We start from the raw sequence: 20,562 nt of genomic DNA on the forward strand, positions 1-20,562 counted from the left end.
ACCGAGAGCGTGTCGCAGCGGCATCTCGGGGGCGCCGAAGGAGCAAATCCTCCCCGGAATCTCTCAGGCATCCGTACCGCAGGGGCGAGGTCACTCTGGAAAGCAGGACCCGCCCCGGGAGCGCCGTTCACGGGACGGGTCTTCACCGAAGGTGAAAGCCGTCCCGTCAAGGGGCGGTGAAACTCTCAGGTTCTGATGACAGAGGGGGAGGCCGTACGGGTGCCCGCGCCGGGTACCCCCGAAGGTCGTCGCCGACCAGGAGGCCTCCGCAGATGACTGAGCCGACCGCCCGCCGCACCCCGCTCGCCGACCTCGAAGCCGGCCTGCCCTTCGCCCGCCGCCACATCGGCCCTGACGCGGCGGACCGGGCCAAGATGCTCGCCCAGGTGGGGTACGGCTCGCTCGACGAGCTGACCGCCGCGGCCGTACCGGACACCATCAGGAGCGCCGAGGCCCTCGCGCTGCCCGCCGCCCGCACCGAGGCCGAGGTGCTGGCCGAACTGCGCGAGCTGGCCGACCGCAACCAGGTGCTGACCCCGATGATCGGCCTGGGCTACTACGGCACCTTCACGCCCCCGGTGATCCTGCGCAACGTCATGGAGAATCCCGCCTGGTACACGGCCTACACGCCCTACCAGCCGGAGATCTCGCAGGGCCGGCTCGAAGCCCTGATCAACTTCCAGACCGTCGTCGCCGACCTCACCGGGCTGCCCACCTCCGGCGCCTCGCTGCTGGACGAGGCCACCGCGGCGGCCGAGGCGATGGCGCTGTCCCGGCGGGTCGGCAAGGTCAAGGACGGCGTCTTCCTGGTCGACGCCGACACCTTCCCGCAGACCACCGCCGTGATCGGCACCCGGGCCGAGCCCACCGGCGTCGAGGTCGTGGTGGCAGACCTGAGCGACGGCATCCCGGCTGAGGTCGCCGAGCGCGGCGTCTTCGGCGTTCTGCTGCAGTATCCGGGTGCCTCGGGCGCCGTACGGGACCTGCGGCCGGTCATCGAGCAGGCGCACGGGCTGGGGGCGGTCGTCACGGTGGCCGCCGACCTGCTGGCGCTGACCCTGCTCACCTCGCCCGGCGCGCTCGGCGCGGACATCGCGGTCGGCACCACCCAGCGCTTCGGCGTCCCCATGGGCTTCGGCGGGCCGCACGCCGGATACATGGCGGTGCGCGAGTCCTACGCCCGCAACCTGCCGGGGCGCCTGGTCGGTGTCTCGGTCGACGCCGACGGCGACACCGCCTACCGGCTGGCGCTGCAGACCCGCGAGCAGCACATCCGCCGGGAGAAGGCCACCAGCAACATCTGCACCGCGCAGGTGCTGCTCGCCGTGATGGCCGGGATATACGCCGTCTACCACGGCCCCGAGGGCCTGGCGCAGATCGCCCGCCGCACCCACCGCTACGCGGCCGTCCTGGCCACGGGTCTGCGGGCGGCCGGCGTGGAGCTGGTGCACGACGGCTACTTCGACACCCTCACCGCCCGGGTGCCGGGACGGGCCGCCGAGGTCGTCGCCGCGGCCCGCGCCGCCGGCGTCAACCTGCGGCAGACCGACGCCGACCTGGTCGGCATCGCCTGCGACGAGACCACCAACCGCGCCGCGCTGGCCGCGGTGCTCGCCGCCTTCGGTGCCACCGGCGACATCGACGACATCGACGCCGCCACGCCGGACGCGCTGCCCGCCGGCCTGGTGCGCACCGAGCCGTACCTGACCCACCCGGTCTTCCACCTGCACCGCAGCGAGACCGCCATGCTGCGCTATCTGCGCCGGCTCGCCGACCGCGACTACGCGCTGGACCGCGGCATGATCCCGCTCGGCTCCTGCACCATGAAGCTCAACGCGACCACCGAGATGGAGCCGGTCACCTGGCCCGAGTTCGGCGCGCTGCACCCCTTCGCGCCCGCCGAGCAGGCCGAGGGCTACCTGACCCTCATCCGTGGCCTGGAGGACCAGCTCGCCGAGGTCACCGGCTACGACAAGGTCAGCCTGCAGCCCAACGCCGGTTCGCAGGGCGAGCTGGCGGGCCTGCTCGCGGTCCGCGCCTACCACCGGGCAGCCGGGGACACCGCCCGTACGGTGTGCCTGATCCCGTCCTCCGCGCACGGCACCAACGCCGCGAGCGCCGTGATGGCCGGTATGAGGGTCGTCGTGGTCAGGACCGGCCAGGACGGCGACGTGGACATCGACGACCTGCGCGCGAAGATCGAGCAGCACCGCGAGCAGCTGGCCGTGCTGATGGTCACCTACCCCTCCACGCACGGCGTCTTCGAGGACAACATCACCGACATCTGCGCCGCCGTGCACGACGCGGGCGGCCAGGTCTACGTGGACGGCGCCAACCTCAACGCGCTGGTCGGCCTCGCCCGGCCCGGCCGCTTCGGCGCCGACGTCTCGCACCTGAACCTGCACAAGACCTTCTGCATCCCGCACGGCGGCGGCGGCCCCGGCGTCGGTCCGGTCGCGGTGCGCGCGCACCTGGCGCCGTACCTGCCCAACCACCCGCTCCAGCCGGCCGCGGGCCCCGCCACCGGCGTCGGCCCGATCTCGGCGGCGCCCTGGGGCTCCGCGGGCATACTGCCGATCTCCTGGACGTATGTGCGGCTGATGGGCGCCGACGGGCTCAGGCAGGCCACCCAGCAGGCGGTGCTGAGCGCCAACTACGTCGCCAGGCGCCTGGAGCCGCACTACCCGGTGCTCTACACCGGCCCCGGCGGCCTGGTCGCCCACGAGTGCATCGTCGACCTGCGCCCGCTGGCCAAGGAGACCGGCGTCAGCGTCGACGACATCGCCAAGCGGCTGATCGACTACGGCTTCCACGCGCCGACCATGTCCTTCCCGGTCGCGGGCACGCTGATGATCGAGCCGACCGAGAGCGAGGACCTGGCGGAGCTGGACCGCTTCTGCGACGCGATGATCGCCATCCGCGGCGAGGCCGACCGGGTCGGGTCCGGCGAGTGGCCCGCCGACGACAACCCGCTGCGGGGCGCCCCGCACACCGCGGCGGCGCTGGGCGGCGACTGGGACCACCCGTACAGCCGGCAGGAGGCGGTCTTCCCCGCCGGGGTCTCCGCGGCGGACAAGTACTGGCCGCCGGTGCGGCGCATCGACGGAGCCTACGGCGACCGCAACCTGGTCTGCTCGTGCCCGCCGCTGGACGCCTACGACAACTGACGTCGACCGCCCGCCCGCGCGCATGGCGAAGCCGGTTCCCTTGGCAACGGGGGAACCGGCTTTGTGTGCTGCGGCGCGACGGTGCGGGCGTCAGGCCGCGGTCGTGATGTGCTCGGTGCCCAGCGGGCGGTGCGGCGCGATGATCTGCCCGTCGGGCAGCAGCTCCCCGGTGTCCTCGAAGAGCACGACGCCATTGCACAGCAGGCTCCAGCCCTGCTCCGGATGGTGGGCCACGGTGAAAGCGGCCTCACGGTCGGGGCCTTCTGCGGTGGGGCACTGCGGCTTGTGCTGGCACATGGATGGAGTCTTTCGCTGCGTGAGGTGAGTGGTGCGGTGGGTCGCGCGATCTGCTTCGTACATCTCCGTCCCCCGATTGTGCGTGCGGCCGGTCCCAGTGTTGCCCTCCTGGCGTCAATCCGCAGGGATTTCGGCGAGGCGGTACTCCACGGGGGAAGACGCGTCACCCACCCGGGCGGTTGCCGTCACCGTCTGTTCACGGCCGGCGGCGTGTTCACGCACGGCGCCCCGACACCCGGCTCGGCAGCGGCCTCCCCGTACGCGCAAAGGTGGTGCCCCGCGGCCCGACACGGGCGCGGGGCACCACCTCAGGGCGCGGGACGTCAGGCGGGCGAGCCCATCAGCGGTGGCGGCGCGAGTCGCAGGCTCAAGGCCGGCGCGAGCTCCGTCAACCGGTGCACCCGGTGCGGTGCGATACCGGGGGGCGCGGGCGCCAGCGGCACCAGCAGGTCGTCCGGGTCGGGCTGGGCCGTGGACGCATCGGCCCGCGCGTCGCAGTGCAGCCACAGCGCCAGCATGTACAGCCCGGGTACCGAGAGCAGGTGCGGCTGGTACGTCGCCGGCAGCGTCTCCGCCTGCATCAGCGCCCGCTCGATCGACGCCAGGAACGGCCCCTCGGAGAAGCGCGAGAAGACCCAGCCGTCGGGGGTCACCACAGTCTCTCCCGCCGCGGCCACCCGGGCACCTGCCCTGATATGGAAGCGCCAGCCGGTCAGCCGCGCCTGCGGCAGTGCTCCGGGAACGGCCGCCGGCTCGAACACATGGACAGGCAGCGGGTGTTCGGCGGCCAGCGGCCCTTCTGCGGTACGCAGCGCCGGTGTCCTGGCTTCCAGGACCGCGGTGGGCGAACTGAGCGCGGCGAGGACGCTCAGCAGGGCTGGGGCGGGTGCTGGGGGAACAAGCAGCGGCATGATGTCGCCTCTCACTGGGAGACACGTGGTGCGGGGAGGGCGGGGCGCGGACGGCACGTCGGTTCGATGCTCTGCGGGAGACCTGCTCAGGCACGTCCGGCGACGGCGGATGCTTTGCCTTGTGCGCGGAGTTTATACGACCTGTGTTCGCTCCGTGTTTCATCTAGTCGCTGCCAGTATTACGCGCAAGGCGATAATTCGCCTTCTTCTGCGGACGTGTCGATGGCATTCTCGCAGCGTATGGGGAGGGCGGCGCATAATTCTGCCCGCCACGGACGGCCGGATCCCGACGGTCATTTCACCCGTACTTCCGCGGGTCCCATGGCATCCGAATGTGCCACTGGAACGTGCGCGTTCGCTGCTACAGCAAGCCTAGCGTGGACCGGCACCGCGGTGGGGCCTTATCGATCATTTGGGTGGGCATCCTCCGATGGGCGGCCGTGCGGCGGCCGGGTGAGGAGGAGTGCGCCGATGGGGGAGAAGGTCGTCGCCAGCGGGTTCGAACCCGCCGATCGCGGGCGCTACCGGCACAAGCTCCAGCAGTGCCTGCGGGGGCTGGAGCGGCTGCTGGAGGGGCAGCGTTTCGACCGGCCCCGCAATCTGATGGGCCTGGAGATCGAATTGAATCTCGCGGATTCCGCGGGACTGCCGCGCATGATGAACGAAGAAGTGCTCGAGCGCATCGCGAGCCAGGATTTCCAGACCGAGCTGGCTCAGTTCAACATTGAAGTGAACATAGCCCCGCACCGGCTTTCAGGCTCCGTACTCGACCGGCTGGCCGAGGAACTGCGGACCGGTCTCGCATACGCCGACCGGATGGCGGGCGAGGTCGGCGCGCACATCGTGATGGTCGGAATTCTGCCGACCCTCGAAGCGCAGGACCTGGTATCCGCCAACCTCTCCCGCGCCGACCGCTACACCCTGCTCAACGACCGCATCCTGGCGATGCGCGGCGAGGACATCACCCTGGACATCCAGGGCGTGGAGCGCCTGGTCTACACCTCGGCCTCGATCGCCCCCGAGGCGGCCTGCACCTCCACCCAGATGCACCTGCAGGTCACCCCGGGCCGCTTCGCCGCGGTCTGGAACGCCGCCCAGGCGGTGTCGGGACCGCAGGTCGCCGCCGCGGCCAACTCGCCCTTCCTCTTCGGCCGCGAGCTGTGGCGGGAGACCCGCGCGCCGCTCTTCCAGCAGGCCACGGACACCCGCCCGCAGGAGCTGCGCAGCCAGGGCGTACGCCCGCTGACCTGGTTCGGCGAGCGCTGGATCGACTCGCCGCTCGACCTCTTCGCCGAGAACGTCCGCTACTTCCCCCCGCTGCTGCCGATCTGCGACGACGAGGAGCCGCTGCGGGTGCTGGACGACGGGGGAGTGCCCGCACTGCGCGAGCTGACCTTGCACAACGGCACGATCTACCGCTGGAACCGCCCGGTCTACGCCGTCGTCGACGGGGTGCCCCACCTGCGGGTGGAGAACCGGGTCCTGCCGGCCGGCCCCACCGTCGCCGACGTCCTGGCCAACGCCGCCTTCTACTACGGCCTGGTCAGGTCGCTGGCCGATGCGCCCCGCCCGATCTGGCAGCGGCTCCCCTTCGACGTGGCGGCCGCCAACTTCGACGCGGGCTGCCGGGACGGCATCGGCGCCGTCATGCGGTGGCCGCGCGGCCGCGGCGGCCTGGTCGAGATCCCCGCCGCCGACCTGATCAGGGACGAGCTGCTGCCGCTGGCCGCCGCCGGGCTCGACGGCTGGGGCATCGAGCCCGCCGACCGCGACCACTACCTCGGCATCATCGAGGAGCGCTGCCGGCTGCGCAGCAACGGCGCGGAGTGGCAGGCCGCGACCTTCCACCGGCTGCTGGAGCGCACCCCGGACCGGCGGGCCGCACTGGCCGCCATGACCCAGCGCTACCGCGAGAACATGCGCGACGGCGAGCCCGTGCACCGGTGGCCCGCGGGCTGAAACCGGCGGCACCGGCGGGGGGTGGCTCCGCGGCGGGAGGCGCGATCTTCGTATCTTGTCCGGAGACACCCGCGTCGTTGGAGGACCCCGCATGCGCACAGAGCCACATCCCGTGGATGCGGAAGAGGGACAGCCGGACCGGACGCTGCGCAACGAGACGCTGATCGTGCTGGCGCTGTCCCTGGGCGCCAGCGGCCTGTCCGCGCTGATCAGCTTCGTCGGATCGGTCACCAGGCCGGGCGCGCTGAAGAACCAGTCGGCGACCCTGGTCGGCTCCTACGCGCACGGCCGGCCGTGGCTCGACCTGGCCTGGCAGCTGTTCTCCATCGCCACCGCGCTGGCCCCGGTCGCACTGGTCGCCCATCTGCTCGGCCGCGAGCGGGCCGGCATGCGGTCGATCGGCTTCGACCTGAGCCGCCCGCGGTCGGACCTGGCCAGGGGCGCGGTGGTCGCCGCGGTGATCGGCGGTACGGGCCTGGCCTTCTACCTCGGTGCGCGGGCGGCGGGCTTCAACCTGACGGTGGTGCCCGAGTCGCTGCCGAACGTGTGGTGGAAGATCCCGGTGCTGATCGCCTCCGCCGTGCAGAACGCGGTACTCGAAGAGGTGATCGTGGTGGGTTACCTGCTGCGCCGGCTCGACCGGCTCGGCTGGACCCCGGCGGCCGCGCTCGCCGCCAGCGCCGTGCTGCGCGGCTCCTACCACCTCTACCAGGGCATCGGCGGCTTCCTCGGCAACATGGCGATGGGCGTCGTCTTCGTGCTGCTCTACCGCCGCTGGGGCCGGGTCGGGCCGCTGGTCGCCGCGCACGCCCTGATCGACACGGTCGCCTTCGTCGGCTACGCCCTGCTGGCGGGCCGGGTCGGCTGGCTGCCCACCGGCTGACCCCGTCCCGCCGCTCTACGGCACCGCGTGCAGCTCGCCGTCGATCACCGTCACCGCCGACCCGGTCAGCAGCACCCGGTCGCCCGCCAGCCGGGTACGGACCAGGCCGCCGCGGGCCGAGGCCTGCCACCCTGCCAGCTCGGTGCGGCCCAGCCGGGCCGACCAGAAGGGCGCCAGCGCGGTGTGGGCGCTGCCGGTCACGGGGTCCTCGTCGATGCCGACCGCCGGGAAGAAGCCGCGCGAGACGAAGTCGTAGCCGGCGGCGGGGTCGGCCCCTGCCGCGGTGGCGATCACGCCGCGCCGCGACAGCCGGGCCAGCGCGGCGAAGTCCGGGGCCAGGGCGCGCACCGCCGCCTCGTCGGCGACCTCGACCAGCAGGTCACCGCAGTCGGGCCCGGTGTCGAACACGGCCAGCGCAGCGGTGCCCAGCGCCTCGGCCAGGCCGTCGGGCGCATGCTCCGGGGTCAGCGGCGCGGCGGGGAAGTCCAGGGTGATGGAGCCGTCGCCGTTCGCGTCGGCAGTCAGCACGCCCGCCCTGGTCCTGAACGCGACGGCGCCACTTGCCGCGCCCGTCGTCCGCAGCACGTGGGCGGTGGCCAGCGTGGCGTGGCCGCACAGCCCCACCTCGGTCGCGGGGGTGAACCAGCGCAGCGCCCAAGCGGCCTCCGGCGCACCGGTCAGCGGGTGCGCGAACGCGGTCTCGGACAGGTTGACCTCGCCGGCGACCTGCTGGAGCCAGCCGTCACCGGGGAAGCTGTCGGAGTCCAGCAGCACCACCCCGGCGGGATTCCCGGCGAAAGGGCGGTCGGTGAACGCGTCGACGATACGGATACGCATGGCGAGAGCGTAGGGGACCGGGGACCCCGCGCACCGGCACACGGCCCGAGAACCCCCGGCGGCCGGGACGGACGCCTGTCAGCCGCCCTGCGGCCCCTCGTCCTTGAGCGTGGAGCGGACCTGGTCGCGCAGCTCCGGGCTGTCGCTGTGCCCGTGCACGGAGACCGCGTGCTCGCTCGCGGCCCGCACCACTTCGTCTTCCTCACCGGAGATCGTGAGCGTGCAGTTGGTCTCGCTCGGGAATTCCCTGCAGTCGGCGACCTTGCGCATGGCTCTCTCCTCCTTCTGCCTACCTCCGAGTCTAGGTCGGCGCCGCCGGGCACGGGGCGCCGACCAGCCGGATCAGTGCTTGGCCTGGTTGAACCGCACCTCGTTGCCCGCCGGGTCGCGGAAGGCGCAGTCGCGTACGCCGTAGGGCTGGTCGGTCGGCTCCTGGACGACGTCGGCGCCGGCGCTCTGGACGCGGTCGAAGGTCTGGTCGACGTCGTCGGTCCAGAACACCACGCGGGCGTACACGCCCTTGGCCATCAGGTCGGCCACGGCGCTGCGGTCCGCGGGCGACATGTTCGGATTGGCGGCCGGCGGTTCGAGGACGATGTCGACCTCGGGCTGGGAGGGGGCGCCGACGGTGACCCAGCGCATGCTGCCGTAGCCGACCTCGTTGCGGACTTCCAGGCCGAGCACGTCGCGGTAGAACTCGACGGCCTTGTCGTGATCGTCGACGGCCAGGAAGGTGTGCGAAAGTTTGATGTCCATGCGGCTCACGCTATGGCAGGACCCGCACCTCGGGCTTCTCCGTTCCTGACCGGACGGGTGATCATCCTCGCGACGCAGGCGGGCAGCGCGGACAGCTCGGAGTGGTTGCGCGCGCGATAGGCACTCGGCGTCTCGCCGACCAGCTCGGTGAAGCGCGAGCTGAACGAGCCCAGCGACGAACACCCCACCGCCATGCAGACATCGGTCACCGACATGTCGCCCCGCCGCAGCAGCGCCTTCGCCCGCTCTATCCGGCGGGTCATGAGATACGCGTACGGCGTCTCGCCGAAGGCCGCCCGGAAGCTGCGCGAGAAGTGCCCGGGTGACATCAGTGCCTCGCGCGCGAGCGCCGGCACGTCGAGCGGCCGGGCGTGGTCGCGGTCCATCCGGTCGCGGGCCCGCCGCAGCCGTACGAGATCCGATCTGTCCATGCCTTCAGTATGTCCGAACCCTCTGACACGCCCCCGGCTCCGCCCTGACCTGGATGCTTGCCAGTCGAACACTTCCGATATATCGTTGAGCCATCGCGAATGGTTCGCGAACCATCACGACAGGAGTATCACCATGCATGGACACGGACACGGACACGAGCACGGCCCCTGCGGCACCGACCGGCGCGGCTGGGGCGAGCGCGAGGGCCGCAGGGCCGCTTTCGGGCCCTTCGGACCGCCCTTCGGCGGCGGCCCGTTCGGACCTGGCGGCCGAGGGCGCGGCGGACCGCGCGGCCGAGCGAGGCGAGGTGATGTGCGGGCGTCGATCCTGGCCCTGCTCAAGGACCGGCCGATGCACGGCTACGAGATGATCCAGGAGATCGCCGAGCGCAGTGGCGGCGCGTGGAAGCCGAGCCCCGGCTCGGTCTACCCGACGCTGCAACTGCTGGAGGACGAGGGCCTGATCAGCAGCGCGAGCGAGGGCGGCAAGAAGCTGTTCACGCTCACCGACACCGGCAGCCAGGAAGCCGAGGCCGGGCCCGAGGCCCCCTGGGAGGACGCGGGCCGCGGTGTCGACTGGGACGCCATGAACGAGATAAGGAAGGCCGGCGGCGGCCTCATCGAGGCCTTCCGCCAGGTCTGGGCCACCGGCACCCCGGAGCAGCGCGAGAAGGCGCTCACCGTGGTGAACGAGGCCCGCAAGAGGCTCTACCTGATCCTCGCCGAGGAAGACGCCGAGCGGGACTGAGCCGCCCCGCGGCGCCGGTGACAAGACCGAGCCGCGATTGTCGACCGAGCCGGCCCAGGGATCACACCCCGGGCCGGCTCGATCCGCGTATCAGCAGCCGGGTCGGGATGATCCGGGGCTGCGCCTGCGCGGCGTCCACCGTGGTCGCGTCGATCAGCCCGCGCAGCGCCTCCACCGCCGCCACCCCGAGCCCCCGCTGGTCCTGCGCGACCGTGCTCAGCGCCGGCCGTACCAGCGCCGCCGCGTCGATGTCGTCGAAGCCGACCACCGCCAGGTCGCCGGGCACCGTCAGGCCGGCGTCGGCCGCCGCGTGGATGGCGCCGATCGCCATCTGGTCGCCGGCCGCGAAGATCGCCGTCGGCCGGTCGGGGGCCGCGAGCAGCCGCTTGCCCGCGGCCTCGCCGCTGGCCAGGAAGAAGTCCCCCTCGGTCACGTATTCCGGCGGCACGCTCAGCCCGAGCCGGGAGCAGGCCCGCAGGTAGCCCGCGAGGCGCTCCGCGGCCGGCGGCAGGTGCAGCGGCCCGGTGACGGTGGCGATCCTGCGGTGACCCAGCTCGTACAGGTGCTGCACGGCAGCCTCCGCGCCCGCCGCGTTGTCCGAGCTGACCCGCACCGTGCGCGGCCCGGTGAAGGCCGTGTCGATCCCCGCGCAGGGCACCGTCGAATCGGCGAGGACCCGCAGGCAGCGGTCGTCCGGCGGGGTGGTCAGCACGATCACCCCCTCCAGATTGTGCCGCTGCACCGCCTGCAGATGGGCCCCGTCCTGGTCCTCGGCGCCCGGTGTGGTCAGCAGCATCAGGTGGTAGTCCGCGTCGGACAGCGCGGTGCGCACGGCGCTCAGCAGGCCGAGCAGAAAGGGGTTGTGCTGGCCCATCGCCTCCTGCCCGCTGTCCCACACCAGCCCGATCGTGTCGGACCGGCGACGCACCAGAGTGCGGGCGGGCTCGTTGGGCGCGTACCCCAACTCGCTCGCCAGCCGCCGGATCTTGGCCCGGGTGGCCTCGCTCACCTCCGCGCGGTCGTTCAGCGCCCGGGAGACGGTGGCGGTCGACACGCCGCTGCGGCGGGCGAGTTCACGGATGTTCACGGCATACCCGTTCTGCGCGAGTGGACTTCGGGACCGGACGAGGACCGGATGGCGACGATATGAGAATTGTGTGAGGACGCCGCAAAAAGCTTCCTGCGCACAGTCTTGACGATCAGTCGGGGCAAGGACAGACTTCCCGCCGATCGGAAACGTTTACGGCTATCGACCCCGGTCAGCCGGGGCCCCCAACAGGAACGGGACGCCTGCGATGCCAACGAACGCTCGACGACTACGCATGAGAAGCCTCCTGACACTCGCCACCGCGGCCGCCTGTGTCGCCGCCGTGGCATCCGTACCGGCGCAGGCCGGCGACAACCCGAGCTACACCAATCCCAAGGCCCCGATCGACGTCCGGGTCAAGGACCTCCTCAAGCGGATGACGCTGGAGGAGAAGATCGGGCAGATGGACCAGATATCGGTGGTCAGGATGCAGGGCGACTGCCAGTGGAGCGGTGGTGCCTACACCGAATCCTGCCTGAAGTCGGTGCTGGTCGACAATGCCGCCGGCTCGGTGCTCTCCGGCGGCGGCGCCGGCCCCACCGTGAACACGCCCGCTAACTGGGCGACCATGGTCAACACCGTGCAGAAGTACGCGATCGACAACTCGCGCCTGCACATCCCGATCATCTACGGCGTCGACGCCGTCCACGGCCACAACAACGTGTTGGGCGCCACGATCTTCCCTCAGGAGATCGGCCTGGGCTCCACCTGGAACCCGGACCTGGTCAAGGACGCCGGCGCGTCCACCGCCAAGGCGGTCGCCGCCACCGGCATCGACTGGAATTTCGCCCCGGTCGCCGACATCGCCCGCGACCAGCGCTGGGGCCGCTACTACGAGACCTACGGCGAGGACCCGCTGCTGGCCGGCACGCTGGCGTCCGCCGCGGTCGAGGGCATCCAGGGCGCGGACGGCGCCAAGAACGTCGCCGCCACGGTCAAGCACTTCGGCGGCTACGGCGAACCCGGCAACGGCCACGACCGGGTGCCCGGCGACGTCTCGATCCGCTACCTCCAGGACACCCTGCTCCCGTCCTACAAGCAGGCCGTGGACGCCGGCGCCATGTCGGTCATGGTCAACTCCGGCGCCGTCAACGGCATCCCGGCGACCTCCTCGCACTACCTGCTGACCGACGTGCTGCGCGGCCAGTGGGGCTTCCAGGGCGTCGAGGTCAGCGACTGGCAGGACGTCCGCGCCCTCCAGACGACCTACCACATCGCCGCCGACTACCCCGAGGCCATCGCGAAGGCCGTCAACGCCGGCCTGGACATGGCGATGGAGCCCTACGACGCGCAAGGGTGGAGCGACGGGCTCAGGACCGCCGTCCAGCGCGGCCTGGTCTCCGTCAAGCGGATCGACCAGTCGGTGAGCCGCATCCTGACCATGAAGTTCAAGCTCGGCCTGTTCGAACACCCCTACGTGGACGCCTCGAAGGCCGACTCCCGGGTCCTCGGCGCCGACACCGCGCTCGCCCGGCAGGCCGCCGACGAGTCGCAGGTGCTGCTGCGCAACGACGGCAACGTGCTGCCGATCCCGTCCTCGGCGAAGAAGATCGTCGTCGCCGGCTCCTACGCCGACGACATCAACGACCAGGCCGGCGGCTGGACCGTCGGCTGGCAGGGCGTGCCCGCCGGCGTGCAGCTGCCCGGCACCACCGTGCTCCAGGGCATCAAGGAGGCGGCGCCCTCGGGCACGTCCGTGGTGAGCGCGACCTCTTCCGACGACGCGGTCGCGCAGGCCCGGGACGCGGACCTGACCGTCGTCGTGGTCGGCGAGAAGGCGGCGGCCGAGGGTTCCGCGGACTCCCCGCGGCCCGCGCTGTCCGCCGACCAGCAGGCGCTCGTCAAGTCGCTCAAGGCGACCGGCAAGCCGGTGGTCACCGTGGTCATCGCCGGCCGCCCGCTGGTCCTCGGCGACGCCGACGGCACCCAGGGCCTGCTGATGTCCTGGCTGCCCGGCAGCGAGGGCGGCCACGCGGTCGCCGACGTGCTCTTCGGCAAGGTCGACCCCAGCGGCCGGCTCAGCGCCTCCTGGCCCAAGGACATCGGCAACGAGCCGCTGTACTACCAGCAGCTCCCCGGCACCAACGCCGGAACCGAGTCCACCTACGACGCGGCCTACCGCTTCGGCGCCGGACTGTCCTACACCAGCTACTCCTTCGACGCGATCACGGCCGGCTCCCCGACCGCCCGCCCCCGCGACACCGTCAGCCTCCAGGTGAAGGTGTCCAACACCGGTGCCAGGGCCGGCGACCTGGTCGTGCCGGTCTACGTCTCGCAGCCGTCGAGCGACGTGCTCGCGCCGCCCACCAAGCTGGTCGCCTTCACCAAGGTGCACCTGGCGGCCGGTCAGAGCGCGACGGTCACCCTCAAGGTGCCGCCGAACCGGCTGGCAGTCACCCCGGGCGACATCGACGGCTCCGGCAGCCAGCAGGTGGCCCGCGGCGCCTACGTCTTCACCGCCGGCGCCCAGAGCACCACGGTCACCCTGCGCTGACCGCTCCCGCCGGCCGCCCCACCGGCCGCGCACAGCCACGACGGGCCGTGCCCGGGACACCTTTCCCGGGGACGGCCCGTCGTGCCGCGTGCGCCGCGCGACCGCACCGGCAAGGCTGGGGTGGACAGCCGGAGCCGCACGCTCGTGGGAGGACGCACATGCAAGGCAGGAACGAGGACGAGGGCACCGTGCGCGGTGGGACCGCGGACCGGGACGGGGACGCCGGTGCCGTACGCGACAGGACCGCGGACGGTGCCGCCGACGCCGACCGGGCGCTGCTCGCCCGGATCAGGGCCGCGCCCGTGCTCGCCGGGCCGCTGCCGCGGTTCGACCCGGACAGCGCTCCCGGCGCCCCCGGACCGCTCTTCGCCGGCTGGCTCGACCGGGCGCTGACCGACGGCGTGCCCGAACCGCAGATCATGACGCTGAGCACGGCCGGGGCCGACGGCACGCCCAGCGCCCGGGTGCTCATCCTGCGCGGTGTCGACTCCGCGGACTGCGCCTTCGTCTTCGCCGCGGACCGCGGCAGCGGCAAGGGCCAGGACCTCGCCGCGCGGCCCTTCGCCGCCCTGACCTGGTACTGGCCGGCACACGGCCGGCAGATCCGGATGGCCGGTCCGGTCGACGTCCTCGGCGCCGAGGCCGCCCGGCAGGACTTCCTCGGGCGCTCGCCCTCCTCCCGCGCAGCCGCCTTCACCGGCCGCATCAGCACACCGCTGAGCGGAAGAGAGGACTACGAGCGCGAGCGCCGCGCCGCCGAGGCGCTGGTGGCGGAGCAGCCGGAAAGGGTGCCCGCCGGCCACACCGTCTACCGGCTGCGGGCTGCCGAGGCGGAATTCTTCCAGGCCGACCCCGCGCGCTTCCACCTGCGGCTGCGCTACACCAGGCAGGGCGACGGCTGGACCCGCACTTTGCTGTGGCCATGACTCATCCCCACGGAGGAGGCACCCGCCCGCCGCCCCCCTCCGAGGGCTGACGCCGAGATGCCCCGCTCAGCCGATGCGGCACGCCGGGGCGCTCTGGTGAGATGGCTGGTGTGTACAGCGACCACGGGCGCCCGCTCGATCCGGCCCACCCGGCGGACGACGCCCGCCTCACCGCCGAGGTGCGCGCGGTGGCCGCCAGTGCCCGGCGGCGGGCGGTCAGGGACGGCGACTCGCAGGCCGACACCGCCCACCTGCTGCACTCCCTGCTGGAGTACGACCCGGAGGCCCGCGCCGCCTGCGACATCCCGGCCGGCCGCAGCGCCCGGGTGCTCGGCTATCTCGTGCAGCGCAGCATCGGCTACGGGCTGCGCTGGCGCGGCTCGGTGGAGGACTCCGGTGCGCTGCCGACCCTCACGCTGACCGTGCCGGGCTGGAGCCCGGCCGCGGCGGCGGCCTTCCGCGCCGCGCTCGACCTGGCCGGGCAGCGCGGCGGTGCGCAGGCCGACGGCATCGACCTGCTGCACGCGCTGGCCGCCGACCCCGACTGCCGGGCCGCCGACGTCCTGCGCTCGGCCGGCCTCGACCCGGACGGTCTGCACGACGGTCCCGGGTCCGTGCCGGGGCCGCGCGATGTCAGGGATTAAAAGGGTGACGGTCCTGTCGCCCGCTGGCATGATGACCTGATGCACGGATCAGGCGGCAAGAACAGCGGACTCGGGCTCGCGCTGCTGTCGGCGTTCGCCTTCGGCGGCTCGGGCGTGGCCGCCAAACCGCTCATCGACCTCGGCATCGACCCGCTCCAGGTGGTGTGGATGCGGGTGGCCGGCGCCGCCCTCATCCTGCTGCCCGTCGCGCTGCGGTCCCGCGCACTGCTCCGGCAACGGCCCGGCCTCGTCGCCGGGTTCGGGCTGCTGGCCATCACCGGCTGCCAGGCCCTCTACTTCGTGGCCATCGCCCGCATCCCGGTCGGCATCGCCATCCTGGTCGAATTCCTCGGCCCCGCGCTGCTGCTGGGCTGGATCCGCTTCGTCCAGCGCCGCCCGGTCACCCGGGCCGCCGCGCTCGGCGTCGTCCTCGCCTTGGCCGGCATGACCTGCGTCGTCGAAGTCTGGTCCGGGCTCGCCTTCGACGCGCTCGGACTGCTCTACGCCTTCGGTGCCGCGTGCTGCCAGGTCGCGTACTTCGTCCTCGCCGACCACCGCACGGACGGGGCTGACGCCCCGGAGCCTCTCGCCGTCATCGCGCACGGCCTCGCCGTCGGCGCGGTCGTCCTCACCGCGCTCGCCCACCCGTGGACCATGGACTGGTCCACGCTCGGCCACCAGGCCGCGCTCGGCGACCGCGACGTGCCCGCGGTGCTGCTGATCGGCTGGATCGTACTGGTCTCCACGGTCGTGGCCTACCTCACCGGTGTGCTCGCGGTCCGCACGCTCAGTGCGCAGGTCGCCGGCGTCGTCGCCGGCCTCGAAGCGGTGGTCGCCACGGTGCTGGCGTGGGTGCTGCTCGCGGAACACCTGGGCTCCGCTCAGATGTTCGGGGGTGCGCTGGTCCTGGCCGGCGCGATCGTCGCCCAGACCGCCCCAACCGAGCCGGCTGCGCCGGAGCCGCTCCCCGACCGGGCGCTGAGCTCCGGCTGAGCCGCGCCCTGCGGGGCTGTTCGCGTCTCCACGGTTGCGCCGTGTGGGCGGCTCGGCGCGCAGTTCTGTGGGGATACCCCCACGCGCCCCTGGCGGTGCGGTGGTTGTGTGGCGGTGTGTGCGCGACCGCCACGACGCGCCCGCAGGCGAGCAGCGCACCGCAAGGGGCAGGTCGGAGAGATCCGGGGGAGCCCATAGGGTGGGGGAATGCATTCCACCGTATTGCCGCCTCCCGCTGCCTGACGCGGGCAGCGGCTCAGCGGCCCGCAGGGGCCGACGGATGACGTAGACGCGGACCGGGTCCGCCCGGCGGGGATACCGCCGGGGTGCCAGGCGGGGATACCGCCGGGGTGCCCGGGACGGTCGGTGCTGCCCGCACACGGCGATGAGCGAACCGGCCACCCCCCTCTTCCCATCGGGAGAACTCCGTGTCATCCAGGCATGCCCCGGCCACCCGGGGCCTGATCTACGTCGTCGTCGCGGCAACCGGCTGGGGCACGGCCGGCGCCGTGGCCGCGGCGTTGTACGGCCGCAGCGGCCTCGGCCCGCTGTCCCTCACCTTCTGGCGCGCCGCAGGCGGCTTCGCGCTACTGCTCGCGGTCCGGCTGCTGCGCCGCCGCCCGGCGCGGGGCGTCGCGGCGCCGCGGGGGGCGGCCGTGCGCCGGCTGCTGGCGACCGGCGCCGGGCTGACCCTCTTCCAGGCCGCCTACTTCTGCGCGGTGCGCTCGACGGGGCTCGCCGTCGCCACCGTCGTGACGCTCGGCTCGGGCCCCGTGCTGATCGCGCTGGTGGCGCGGTTCACGATGGGCGAACGGCTCGGCCGCAGCGGTGTCCTGGCCGTGGCGGGGGCGCTCGGCGGGCTGGCCGTCCTGGTCCTGGGCGGTGGCACCGGCGGCGCCGTCCGTCCGGCCGGCGTCGGCCTCGCGGTGCTGTCGGCGGCGGGCTATGCCGCGATCACCCTGCTGACCCGCTGGTGGGGGCGGCAGGGCGTGGCGGGCGACCCGTTCGACACCTCGATGTGGGCGTTCGGGATCTGCGCGGCCCTGCTGCTTCCCGCCGCATGGGCCGAGGGACTGCTGCCGCACGCGGCGGGGCTCGGTCGCACCCTGCTGCTGCTCGGCTATCTGGCCTCGGTGCCCACCGCGCTGGCCTACGGCCTGTACTTCGCGGGCGCGGCGGTGCTGCGCGCCGCGACGGTGTCGGTGGTCGCGCTGATCGAGCCGGTGTCGGCGACGGTGCTCGCCGTCATGCTGCTCGGCGAGCACCTGACCGCGCCCACCGTGCTCGGCACCGTGTGCCTGCTGGTCGGGTTGCTGGTCGCCGACGAGGTCCGCGGTATGCGGCGGGCGCCGCGGCGGGTGGTGGTGGTCAGCGCGGCAGCGGCGGCAGGTAGTCCGGCAGCGGTACGTCCTGGCCGGGAATCTCCGCGGGTTCGGGAGAGCCGTAGGAGGTGATGACCGGGACGACGCCGGACCAGTGGGGGAGTGCGAGGTCCTCCGGCTCCTCGTTGGGGCCGCCGGAGCGCAGCTTCGCCGACACCTCGTGCAGGTCGAGGCGTATGACGGCGGTCTGCGCCAACTCCTTGGCGTTCGGCCGCCGCGCGTCGGCGGAGCGGCCGGGGACCGCCTGGTCGACGATCGCGTCGAGTGCGGCGGCCCGCTCGTCCGGGTCCACCACCTGGTAGGCGGTGCCGTGCACCACCACGGAGCGGTAGTTGATCGAGTGGTGGAAGGCGGACTTGGCCAGTACCAGGCCGTCCAGATGAGTCACCGTCAGGCACACCGCGAGGCCGCCGTCCGCGGCTCCCCGTAGCGGGCGGGACCCGGTGGAACCGTGCACGTACAGCACCTCGCCGCTGCGGGCGTAGAGCGTCGGCAGCACCACGGGTGCGCCGTCCCGGACGAAGCCGAGGTGGCAGACGTAGCCCTGGTCGAGGATCGCGTGCACGGTCGCGCGGTCGTAGGCGGCGCGCTCCTTGGAGCGGGTGGGCGTGCTGCGGTCGGTGGCGGGATAGCCGGCAGGGGATGCGGTGGTCATGGCGCGATCCTTTGAACTAGTGCATAATCTCGTTTGTGCTAGGAGAGTATCGAATCACCGGGCGTGGCGCATCGGGAATCGCCGCCGACATCGAGAGTGCGGTGGGCAGTGGCGCGCTGGGCCCCGGCCAGTCGCTGCCGCCCCTGCGGGAACTGGCCGCGGAGCTGGACGTCAACCCGAACACGGTGGCGGCCGCCTACCGGCTGCTGCGCGACCGCGGGGTGATCGAGACCGCGGGCCGCCGCGGCAGCCGGGTCAGGGCCAGACCGGCGACCGCCCCGCGCGAGCAGATCAGGATCGCCGTCCCGCCCGGTGCGCGGGACATCTCCGCGGGCAACCCCGACCCCGCGCTGCTGCCGCCGCTGGCCGAGGCGCTCGCGGTGGCCGCCGCCCGGCACGCGCGGGCGCCCGCGCTCTACGGGGGTCCGCCGGTGGACGAGGACCTGAGCCGCCTGGCCCGCGCCGCGCTGGACGCGGACGGGGTGCCCGCCGGGCCCGTCGGGCTCACCTCGGGCTCGCTGGACGCCATGGACCGGGTGCTCACCGCGCATCTGCGGCCGGGCGACGCGGTGGCCGTCGAGGACCCGGGCTGGGGGAGCGTGCTCGACCTCGTACCGGCGCTGGGGCTGCGGGCGGTGCCGGTGGCGGTGGACGACGAGGGACCGGTGACCGAGGAGGTCGCACGGGCGCTGCGGTCAGGGGTGCGCGCCCTGGTGGTGACCGACCGCGGGCAGAATCCCACCGGCGCGGCCCTGTCGGCGGCGCGTGCCGGCGAACTGCGCGCCCTGCTCGCCGACCACCGCCGGGTGCTGGTGATCGACGACGACCATGTGAGCGGCATCGTGGACCTGCCGCTGCACTGCCTGTCGGGCGCCACCGAGCACTGGGCGCTGATCCGCTCCGTCGCGAAGGCGTACGGCCCGGACCTGCGGCTGGCGCTTTACACGGGTGACGCGACGACGGTGGACCGCGTACGCGGCAGGCATCGTCTCGGCGCGGGCTGGGTCAGCCATCTGCTCCAGCACGCCCTGGTCCACCTGTGGCGGACCGGCGCGGTCGACCCGGCGGCGGTCGCCAGGTCGTACGGCGAGCGGCGCGACGCGCTGGTACGGGCGCTGGCCGCCCGGGGAGTGCCGTCCCACGGGCGTAGCGGCATGAACGTCTGGGTGCCGGTCAGCGACGAGACCGGTGCGGTCGCCGGACTGTTGCAGCGCGGCTGGGCGGTCGCGCCGGGCGCCCGCTTCCGGGTGCGCTCGGCGCCCGGAGTGCGGCTGACCGTCTCACCGCTCGCCCCGGGCGACATCGAGCCGCTGGCCGACGCGGTCGCCGAGGTGCTGCACGGCCCGGCCGCCGGCGGCCGCTACGGCTGAGCCTCGGCGGCCGGCCGCGGCTTCGGTCGCCGCTGGGTGAGCGCGGCGCCGACCAGGATCACCACCGCACCGACCGGTTCGTTCCAGTGCAGCGTCTCGCCGAGCAGTGCCACGCCCGCCGTGGTCGCGACGATGGGTATCAGATACGTCACCATGGAGCCGATCGTCGGGCCCTTCTCCGCCACCAGGCCGTACTGGATCAGGAAGGCCACGCCCGTGCCCAGCGCGCCCAGCGCCAGCACCGACAGGACCGACTTGGCGGGCCAGCTGTCCGGCATCGAGGTGAAGAACGGTGTGACGACCAGCAGTTGCAGCGTGCCGAGCAGCAACTGGCTGGCGGACACCGCCAGGTGCGAGCTGCCGGTGCCGGTGAGGGTGCGGCGGACGTAGGCCCAGCCCACCGCGTAGCTGAGGGCGGCGGTCAGCGCCATCACCGTGCCCTTGGGGTCCTGGCCGGAGAAGCCCTGCCAGGCGCCGAGCACCGTCAGCACTCCGATGAAGCCCAGGCCGACGCCTGCGAAGCGCTCCCGGGACGGGCGGTCCTCGGACAGCGCGACGAGCGAGACCAGCATCGAGAACAGCGGTGTGGCCGCGTTGCATATACCGGCCAGCATCGAGGGGATGGTCTGCTCGGCGGTCGCGAAGAGCGTGAAGGGCAGCGAATTGAGCAGGAAAGCGGCGACTGCCAGATGCAGCCAGGTCCGCGGGGAGCGCGGCAGCCGCTCCCGCTTGACCGCGACCGCCGCGGCGAGCACCGCGGTGCCGAAGACCATCCGGCCGAGCGTGACCTGGAGCGGTGCGAAGGCTTCGTTGCCCACCTTCATGAACAGGAAGCTGAAGCCCCACACCAGACCGAGGGCGGCGAAGCGGATGCGCCAGTCCACCGCCGGCCGGCGCGCGGGCGACGCGGCTGCGCCGCCAGGACTGGCGCCACGACTGGCGGCGGGCGCGGCTGGGGCGGTTCGGCTCTTGGCGGGTGCGGTCATGCCACCACCATGACGGCTGTGATCTCGTAGAACAAG

The 20,562-nt window shown here is 73.0% G+C and carries 19 protein-coding genes and 2 riboswitches; of the genes, 10 read left to right on the top strand and 9 right to left on the bottom strand.

The features are described from left to right. Nucleotides 1-8 precede the first annotated feature (8 nt). Nucleotides 9-89: riboswitch (glycine riboswitch) on the top strand. A gap of 1 nt (nt 90) precedes the next feature. Then, nucleotides 91-209: riboswitch (glycine riboswitch) on the top strand. A 63-nt stretch (nt 210-272) separates the two neighbouring features. Then, a complete protein-coding gene (gene gcvP / locus BUE44_RS15345; protein WP_073498511.1) occupies nt 273-3,167 on the top strand; it encodes an aminomethyl-transferring glycine dehydrogenase in 2,895 nt (964 codons plus the stop codon). Nucleotides 3,168-3,257: 90 nt separating this feature from the next. Here the strand turns inward: gcvP and BUE44_RS15350 are convergent, their stop codons facing one another. Further along, complete coding sequence (locus tag BUE44_RS15350; RefSeq protein ID WP_079189770.1) at nt 3,258-3,464, bottom strand: DUF5999 family protein; 207 nt, start codon at nt 3,462-3,464, stop codon at nt 3,258-3,260. Nucleotides 3,465-3,787: 323 nt separating this feature from the next. Then, complete coding sequence (locus BUE44_RS15355; RefSeq protein ID WP_073498515.1) at nt 3,788-4,375, bottom strand: hypothetical protein; 588 nt, start codon at nt 4,373-4,375, stop codon at nt 3,788-3,790. A 471-nt stretch (nt 4,376-4,846) separates the two neighbouring features. Here BUE44_RS15355 and BUE44_RS15360 point away from each other — a divergent pair, with 471 nt between their 5' ends. Next, nucleotides 4,847-6,334 (top strand): glutamate--cysteine ligase family protein, encoded by a 1,488-nt coding sequence (locus BUE44_RS15360; protein ID WP_073498517.1) that lies wholly within the window; start codon nt 4,847-4,849, stop codon nt 6,332-6,334. A 91-nt stretch (nt 6,335-6,425) separates the two neighbouring features. After that, complete coding sequence (locus tag BUE44_RS15365; protein ID WP_073498519.1) at nt 6,426-7,217, top strand: CPBP family intramembrane glutamic endopeptidase; 792 nt, start codon at nt 6,426-6,428, stop codon at nt 7,215-7,217. A 15-nt stretch (nt 7,218-7,232) separates the two neighbouring features. Here BUE44_RS15365 and BUE44_RS15370 read toward each other — a convergent pair whose 3' ends face one another. The 4 genes from BUE44_RS15370 to BUE44_RS15385 all read right to left on the bottom strand — a co-directional run bounded on the left by BUE44_RS15370 (nt 7,233) and on the right by BUE44_RS15385 (nt 9,241). Further along, nucleotides 7,233-8,054: a PhzF family phenazine biosynthesis protein gene (locus BUE44_RS15370; protein WP_073498521.1), complete on the bottom strand. Its 822-nt coding sequence runs from the start codon at nt 8,052-8,054 to the stop codon at nt 7,233-7,235. 78 nt (nt 8,055-8,132) lie between these two features. Next, entirely contained in the window at nt 8,133-8,324 is a 192-nt protein-coding gene (locus BUE44_RS15375) for a DUF1059 domain-containing protein (protein ID WP_073498524.1), read from the bottom strand. A gap of 72 nt (nt 8,325-8,396) precedes the next feature. Next, on the bottom strand, nt 8,397-8,810 hold the full coding sequence (locus BUE44_RS15380; protein WP_073498911.1) for a VOC family protein: 414 nt from the start codon (nt 8,808-8,810) through the stop codon (nt 8,397-8,399). A 5-nt stretch (nt 8,811-8,815) separates the two neighbouring features. Next, nucleotides 8,816-9,241: a helix-turn-helix transcriptional regulator gene (locus tag BUE44_RS15385; RefSeq protein ID WP_073498526.1), complete on the bottom strand. Its 426-nt coding sequence runs from the start codon at nt 9,239-9,241 to the stop codon at nt 8,816-8,818. A 133-nt stretch (nt 9,242-9,374) separates the two neighbouring features. Here BUE44_RS15385 and BUE44_RS15390 point away from each other — a divergent pair, with 133 nt between their 5' ends. Further along, on the top strand, nt 9,375-9,989 hold the full coding sequence (locus tag BUE44_RS15390) for a PadR family transcriptional regulator (RefSeq protein WP_073498528.1): 615 nt from the start codon (nt 9,375-9,377) through the stop codon (nt 9,987-9,989). Between the two features lie 61 nt (nt 9,990-10,050). Here the strand turns inward: BUE44_RS15390 and BUE44_RS15395 are convergent, their stop codons facing one another. Next, nucleotides 10,051-11,076, bottom strand: coding sequence for a LacI family DNA-binding transcriptional regulator (locus tag BUE44_RS15395; protein ID WP_073498530.1), 1,026 nt, complete (start codon nt 11,074-11,076; stop codon nt 10,051-10,053). A gap of 235 nt (nt 11,077-11,311) precedes the next feature. On the opposite strand from BUE44_RS15395, the gene BUE44_RS15400 reads away from it, so the two are divergent. The 5 genes from BUE44_RS15400 to BUE44_RS15420 all read left to right on the top strand — a co-directional run bounded on the left by BUE44_RS15400 (nt 11,312) and on the right by BUE44_RS15420 (nt 17,587). Next, on the top strand, nt 11,312-13,570 hold the full coding sequence (locus BUE44_RS15400) for a glycoside hydrolase family 3 N-terminal domain-containing protein (RefSeq protein ID WP_073498532.1): 2,259 nt from the start codon (nt 11,312-11,314) through the stop codon (nt 13,568-13,570). Between the two features lie 158 nt (nt 13,571-13,728). After that, nucleotides 13,729-14,496: a pyridoxine/pyridoxamine 5'-phosphate oxidase gene (locus BUE44_RS15405; protein ID WP_079189772.1), complete on the top strand. Its 768-nt coding sequence runs from the start codon at nt 13,729-13,731 to the stop codon at nt 14,494-14,496. 101 nt (nt 14,497-14,597) lie between these two features. Beyond that, nucleotides 14,598-15,140 carry a Clp protease N-terminal domain-containing protein gene (locus BUE44_RS15410; protein WP_073498534.1) on the top strand — a complete coding sequence of 181 codons (543 nt, stop codon included), beginning with the start codon at nt 14,598-14,600 and terminating at the stop codon, nt 15,138-15,140. 39 nt (nt 15,141-15,179) lie between these two features. Continuing rightward, nucleotides 15,180-16,133: an EamA family transporter gene (locus BUE44_RS15415; RefSeq protein WP_073498536.1), complete on the top strand. Its 954-nt coding sequence runs from the start codon at nt 15,180-15,182 to the stop codon at nt 16,131-16,133. Nucleotides 16,134-16,561: 428 nt separating this feature from the next. After that, entirely contained in the window at nt 16,562-17,587 is a 1,026-nt protein-coding gene (locus BUE44_RS15420) for a DMT family transporter (RefSeq protein WP_073498538.1), read from the top strand. Here BUE44_RS15420 and BUE44_RS15425 read toward each other — a convergent pair. Next, entirely contained in the window at nt 17,502-18,170 is a 669-nt protein-coding gene (locus BUE44_RS15425) for a pyridoxamine 5'-phosphate oxidase family protein (RefSeq protein ID WP_073498540.1), read from the bottom strand. The two genes, BUE44_RS15420 and BUE44_RS15425, sit on opposite strands and share 86 nt — an antisense overlap. 35 nt (nt 18,171-18,205) lie before the next feature. Here BUE44_RS15425 and BUE44_RS15430 point away from each other — a divergent pair, with 35 nt between their 5' ends. Further along, nucleotides 18,206-19,540 (top strand): aminotransferase class I/II-fold pyridoxal phosphate-dependent enzyme, encoded by a 1,335-nt coding sequence (locus BUE44_RS15430; RefSeq protein ID WP_073498543.1) that lies wholly within the window; start codon nt 18,206-18,208, stop codon nt 19,538-19,540. Here BUE44_RS15430 and BUE44_RS15435 read toward each other — a convergent pair. Further along, nucleotides 19,531-20,526 carry a DMT family transporter gene (locus BUE44_RS15435; protein ID WP_073498545.1) on the bottom strand — a complete coding sequence of 332 codons (996 nt, stop codon included), beginning with the start codon at nt 20,524-20,526 and terminating at the stop codon, nt 19,531-19,533. The two genes, BUE44_RS15430 and BUE44_RS15435, sit on opposite strands and share 10 nt — an antisense overlap. Nucleotides 20,527-20,562: the final 36 nt, after the last annotated feature.

Origin of the sequence: Actinacidiphila paucisporea (assembly GCF_900142575.1) — a bacterium.
In the GTDB taxonomy this organism is placed as follows: domain Bacteria; phylum Actinomycetota; class Actinomycetes; order Streptomycetales; family Streptomycetaceae; genus Actinacidiphila; species Actinacidiphila paucisporea.

Bases quoted from the DNA above. Each gene is read 5' to 3' on its own strand.
- gcvP (WP_073498511.1), top strand. From the start codon at position 273: ATGACTGAGCCGACCGCCCGCCGCACCCCGCTCGCCGACCTCGAAGCC.
- BUE44_RS15355 (WP_073498515.1), bottom strand. From the start codon at position 4,375: ATGCCGCTGCTTGTTCCCCCAGCACCCGCCCCAGCCCTGCTGAGCGTC.
- BUE44_RS15360 (WP_073498517.1), top strand. From the start codon at position 4,847: ATGGGGGAGAAGGTCGTCGCCAGCGGGTTCGAACCCGCCGATCGCGGG.
- BUE44_RS15370 (WP_073498521.1), bottom strand. From the start codon at position 8,054: ATGCGTATCCGTATCGTCGACGCGTTCACCGACCGCCCTTTCGCCGGG.
- BUE44_RS15385 (WP_073498526.1), bottom strand. From the start codon at position 9,241: ATGGACAGATCGGATCTCGTACGGCTGCGGCGGGCCCGCGACCGGATG.
- BUE44_RS15375 (WP_073498524.1), bottom strand. From the start codon at position 8,324: ATGCGCAAGGTCGCCGACTGCAGGGAATTCCCGAGCGAGACCAACTGC.
- BUE44_RS15400 (WP_073498532.1), top strand. From the start codon at position 11,312: ATGAGAAGCCTCCTGACACTCGCCACCGCGGCCGCCTGTGTCGCCGCC.
- BUE44_RS15415 (WP_073498536.1), top strand. From the start codon at position 15,180: ATGCACGGATCAGGCGGCAAGAACAGCGGACTCGGGCTCGCGCTGCTG.
- BUE44_RS15365 (WP_073498519.1), top strand. From the start codon at position 6,426: ATGCGCACAGAGCCACATCCCGTGGATGCGGAAGAGGGACAGCCGGAC.
- BUE44_RS15350 (WP_079189770.1), bottom strand. From the start codon at position 3,464: ATGTGCCAGCACAAGCCGCAGTGCCCCACCGCAGAAGGCCCCGACCGT.
- BUE44_RS15425 (WP_073498540.1), bottom strand. From the start codon at position 18,170: ATGACCACCGCATCCCCTGCCGGCTATCCCGCCACCGACCGCAGCACG.
- BUE44_RS15405 (WP_079189772.1), top strand. From the start codon at position 13,729: ATGCAAGGCAGGAACGAGGACGAGGGCACCGTGCGCGGTGGGACCGCG.
- BUE44_RS15380 (WP_073498911.1), bottom strand. From the start codon at position 8,810: ATGGACATCAAACTTTCGCACACCTTCCTGGCCGTCGACGATCACGAC.
- BUE44_RS15410 (WP_073498534.1), top strand. From the start codon at position 14,598: ATGGCTGGTGTGTACAGCGACCACGGGCGCCCGCTCGATCCGGCCCAC.
- BUE44_RS15435 (WP_073498545.1), bottom strand. From the start codon at position 20,526: ATGACCGCACCCGCCAAGAGCCGAACCGCCCCAGCCGCGCCCGCCGCC.
- BUE44_RS15390 (WP_073498528.1), top strand. From the start codon at position 9,375: ATGCATGGACACGGACACGGACACGAGCACGGCCCCTGCGGCACCGAC.